Source organism: Paenibacillus sp. DS2015, assembly GCF_050433705.1.
Taxonomy (GTDB): Bacteria; Bacillota; Bacilli; order Paenibacillales; family Paenibacillaceae; genus Paenibacillus_AQ.
Genome location: NZ_JBNPWS010000067.1, coordinates 1 through 4,468 on the forward strand (window position 1 = coordinate 1; position 4,468 = coordinate 4,468).

5 protein-coding genes are annotated in these 4,468 nt (G+C 40.2%); 4 read left to right on the forward strand and 1 reads right to left on the reverse strand.

Annotated features, from left to right (window positions below):
* Positions 1-1,053, forward strand: a 1,053-nt coding sequence (locus J2T13_RS25995; RefSeq protein ID WP_429375596.1) for an IS91 family transposase, incomplete at its 5' end; no start/stop codon positions are given.
* Between the two features lie 259 nt (positions 1,054-1,312).
* Positions 1,313-1,648 carry a GyrI-like domain-containing protein gene (locus J2T13_RS26000; RefSeq protein ID WP_429375603.1) on the forward strand — a complete coding sequence of 112 codons (336 nt, stop codon included), beginning with the start codon at positions 1,313-1,315 and terminating at the stop codon, positions 1,646-1,648.
* Between the two features lie 47 nt (positions 1,649-1,695).
* On the opposite strand, the gene J2T13_RS26005 is transcribed toward J2T13_RS26000, so the two are convergent.
* Entirely contained in the window at positions 1,696-1,932 is a 237-nt protein-coding gene (locus J2T13_RS26005; protein ID WP_429375598.1) for a hypothetical protein, read from the reverse strand.
* Between the two features lie 401 nt (positions 1,933-2,333).
* Between J2T13_RS26005 and J2T13_RS26010 the strand changes: the two genes are divergently transcribed.
* Together J2T13_RS26010 and J2T13_RS26015 are read left to right on the forward strand one after the other, a co-directional pair.
* The gene (locus J2T13_RS26010; RefSeq protein WP_429375600.1) at positions 2,334-2,471 is read left to right on the forward strand and encodes a hypothetical protein; all 138 of its coding nucleotides are present in this window, start codon (positions 2,334-2,336) and stop codon (positions 2,469-2,471) included.
* 1,321 nt (positions 2,472-3,792) lie between these two features.
* Positions 3,793-4,413: a sigma-70 family RNA polymerase sigma factor gene (locus J2T13_RS26015; protein WP_429375601.1), complete on the forward strand. Its 621-nt coding sequence runs from the start codon at positions 3,793-3,795 to the stop codon at positions 4,411-4,413.
* The last annotated feature ends 55 nt before the right edge of the window (positions 4,414-4,468 follow it).

Here is a 4,468-nt window from a genome sequence, read left to right on the forward strand (position 1 = left end):
GCCATCCAAACATGTCGTACTGCAGCTTTAGGCGGTCATGTCGACCAATGTAATTCTTGCGAAGATTTGAAGGTGTCCTACAATTCCTGTCGCAACCGTAATTGTCCCAAATGTGGGAATTTTAAAAAAGAGCAGTGGGTTCTGGATCGAACCTCTGAACTCCTACCTGTTCCTTATTTTCACACCGTTTTCACGGTTCCTCACACATTGAATCCTTTGTTCTTAGCAAACCCCAAACTGATGAACAGTATTCTTTTTAAAGCTGCGTCCCAAACGCTTTCCAAGCTGGCCTTAGATCCTAAGTTTCTGGGTGCACAAATCGGGGTAACCATGGTGTTGCATACGTGGGGACAAAACTTGTCTTTTCATCCCCATGTTCACTGCATTGTACCAGGTGGTGGACTTTCAGCTTCCGGCTGTACCTTCATGCGCTCCAGGAAAAAATTCTTCATTCCCGTAAAGATCCTCTCCAGAGTGTTTCGAGGTAAATTCCTTTGTTTCTTGAAAAAGGCTTATGCAGAGCAGTCACTGATATTTACTGGATCCTCTCTACCCTACGCAGAGGAATCTTCTTTTCTCGCGCTCGTAGATGAACTCTATGAACCCGATTGGGTCGTCTATTGCAAAAAACCGTTCAAGAGTTCCTTTCACGTCGTCAAATATTTAAGTCGGTATACGCATAAGACGGCGATTTACAACAACCGGCTGATGGCGATGAATGACCAGACGGTAACCTTCCATTTCCGAGATTACAAAGATGATGGAAAAGTGAAGCCTCTGACTTTAGATGCGATGGAGTTTATGCGTAGATTCATGATGCATGTGCTACCCTCTGGGTTTCAAAAGATTAGATATTATGGCTTTCTCAGCAATGCCAACCGGAAAACCAAACTACTGAAGTGTTTGCGGCTGACTCGTACACCGATTAAACCCAAAGTAAAGTTAACGGCGAAGGAACTTATTTTCAAATTAACCGGTGTGGATATTTCGATTTGTCCCTCCTGTGGAGGAACTTGGTGTCAGATATTGACGTTGAATCCGGGCGTTGGGTAAGCGCGATGAATAGCATACTTTTCACTACGATGCCTGATCTGGGGAGGGGGGAGGTATGTATTTATCCGTAAATGAACACGCTGACCTTAGAAGTTTGAAAGTGAAGTCTCTTATATTCTGCTACATTCAGGGATGGAAGTAAATAACAAAGCCCATAGGCTAGCAAATATTCGCGGCATCGTTCAACATGGATTTGCGCAATTGCGCGTCACTTTTCTGCTCATATGTTCACGATCGTGGTAGCCTTCATACCGTCGTTATGAAGGCCTTTTTTTCGGGCAACTGCGCAACCAATCCAAAGTGTTATCTGATGGGAACTGAACTGCCGGAAGGACAAGAGGTACCACAGGAGCTTGTCACCCTGACTGTACCTGATCAGACCTATGCCGTATTCGATAGCCGTGATACGTTTCCGGATGATGCGGAGATGGGCCTGGAGATTCTGAATGTATGGCGGAGAATTTATGCGGAATGGTTCCCGTCGGCAGGATTTGAACAAGTGGAGGGACCGTGCATGGAGAAATACTACTGGACCGATGATAAACAGGATGAAGCGATTTGCGAGGTATGGATTCCTGTGGCAAAAAAGCTATAACGTAAGTTAATATCCGCTTGTGGCCACCTGTAGGGTGGCTTATTTTACTAAATAACAAGTGCAGGCGGGAGCATGTCCTTGTTCAGCTGATTGGCAATGTAGGATTTCCCATTGCTCTTTCTCTCATTCTCCTTCAAACGATTCTTGGTAAATTTAATAAACAAATGGACGGATGAGAGGGCGTTTAGCCCAGCTTGATAAGACAATGAATCTATTATTGAGGTCATTCCATCAAAGTGATGCCAAGGCACCTTAAATGAATGATACTGAAATTTGAAAACCATGTATATACCCTTAGGGGGTGTTATCGCTAACCAAGGAGAATGAGTAGATGTACTCTGGCAACGAGTACTATCACTGATGTAAAATTGATGTAAAACATCAACATATTTGAGCGGAATGAACCTTCCATTGAGAGATGTCCATTAGCAATAAGCCCGTCAGATCAAGGATTCTACGGATTGTAACAGAGCAATTCCCATGGCAGTATGTTCCCGCATACGGTGCATGTGGAGTCGGTTGTGTGGTTGAGGAGGGAATAGTGCAAGAGGTTATTATCTCTTGTTTCATAAGGGTTTTGGGTTGTGTTACAGGATTCTTGAAGTAGGTAATACAGGGGCTTATAAGGCTCGCTATATCTTCTTCCACGATCTGCGGCATACGACGGTCACACTACTCATTAACCATGGCTTTCATGCTAATCTCATCTGGTGCTTTCACGGTTTTGCAACTAGGCATGCAGGAAAAGCTGGCAGTAAGAAATTGTGGTCAGTTTTTTAACGTACTTGTCTTGGCAGCTCTCGGAGATGGAATCTTTGAATGATTTCGTAATAATTGGCGAAATCCATATATCAAGTGAAGAAAATAGAATATTCTTATCGATGAGAGTGGTCCTTTTTAATGGATTATGGACAGGAACTACCTGACATTTCATTATAAAGGCTCTTTTTTATGCCAAATTACATTAATCACAGAAAACATTGAAAATTAAGGTAATATTTACAAAACGTTTGCACTTTTATGTGTAATAGAATATTGTATAAACATACACTTTATGGATAAACATTAAATCTATTCCAAAAATGACATATAGTATAGAGATACATAAAAGATGTTTTTGGCTATTCGTAGTTTTACATGGGTAATGTAAGTCTATAAATCTTGGACAAGGAAACTGTATTCTAATCAAATCGCTATATTGTTCTCCACCTGATCATCATAATGAGCAGTCCCTTTCAAAATATGGGAATGCTAGTGGTGGACAAGAGAATTCGATGAGATGAGCGGGTAATGGCTCTAAACTGATTGCGATTTTTTTGTCTTAGATATCGAAGGTAAGTGTTCTTCATTCTTTAACTAAGTATACCGACTACTCTTTAAATCAGCAATTGTCCGTTGTTCTTTGCGTCTTGTCTCATCAACTGTCGTATTAAAGATTTTCATGACATGGATTATGTCATCCGTATGGCTGCATTTCTGTAGTAAATGGACCGTAAAATCCACTGATCTTTCCCTACCGCTAAGTGTAGCACCTTGAGAGTATTTAGGTCCTTAACCAGAGAGACATAATTGTATCCTTTTGCCGATAGGTTTCATCTATAACAATGTTCTTCCTAAGTTGGTTACTTCCTCGCTTCATCCACATAATGGTCGGCATAAAGTTAAAGTGGTATCATGCTTTCCAAGTAGCCTAGAGACTTCTTCACTGGCATCACTTTAGTGAACAAACACCATAAAGGCTTCAAATACAACGAAAAACCGGATTGCAAGTTTAGTGGATTTACAGATTTAACCAGTACTATAATGAAAAAAATCAAGTTCCTGACATTACCGTTCTCTGCCATAGTCATAAATTCGGCAGCTTGGTTTACCGTAAGTACCAAAGGTATGCTTACTGACTGACTTATACAGTGCGGAGTGGATCTGCAGTTCTTTTTAGTTCCGCATTAAATGTAACATTGTAAACTTCCCATGACCCTAAAATTATCAAGGATCTATTAAAATATTTCGTTTCTCTTCAACAAAGGGAGCCCCTTCCAAAATTCTACTACAATGATTGACGGCAAATAGTCATGTTAGACTGGGAGTGCCAGATTTTACATATTAGACCATTACCAAATGAACGATTGGCGGTGCATAGTGTAATGACTTTAGAAGATGAAAAGTCTGGAACATCAGCAAAAGTGGATCAAATGCTAGTTCGTATATTTACTGAGCAATTGTTAGAGGATGAATGGAAAGAACTTTATCAAGCGTTGTGGACGAGATACTCGCCTATGATTATGAAGAGGCTTCGCAGTGATTATGCTGTAAATGAAGTGTTTCAGGATTGGATGATTGCTTTATATCAAGCAAGTAATAAGAAAATTCCAGATAATCCAGTGGGATATTCAATGCAAATATTACTTAACAAGATTGTGCGTTATATAAGAAAGCAGATTGAATATCGACAACATGAAGTCGAATTGGAGACTGCGGCAACGAAATATACAGAGGAAGAAGTCTGGGTTTTCGGTAATACTGTAGACACATCAAATATGTTATTTCGTCTTCACATTCAAGAGTCATTGAGTAAGTTATCTGAAACTGGACGCCAGTACTTCATATTGCATAATTACTGCGGATATACTTGCAAGGAAATTGCTTACTTTTATGATGATACTTTTGCTGCTGTTACAAAGCGTATTCAGCGTACAAAGAAAAAAATACTTACAAGTTTCTATCATGTCAACACCAACTTAATAATCCCCAAAAGTAGCAGTTGAAAATTCCCTACATCGAGCAAAATTATGAATCTTTATCTTCCGTAGAATCTGGTTT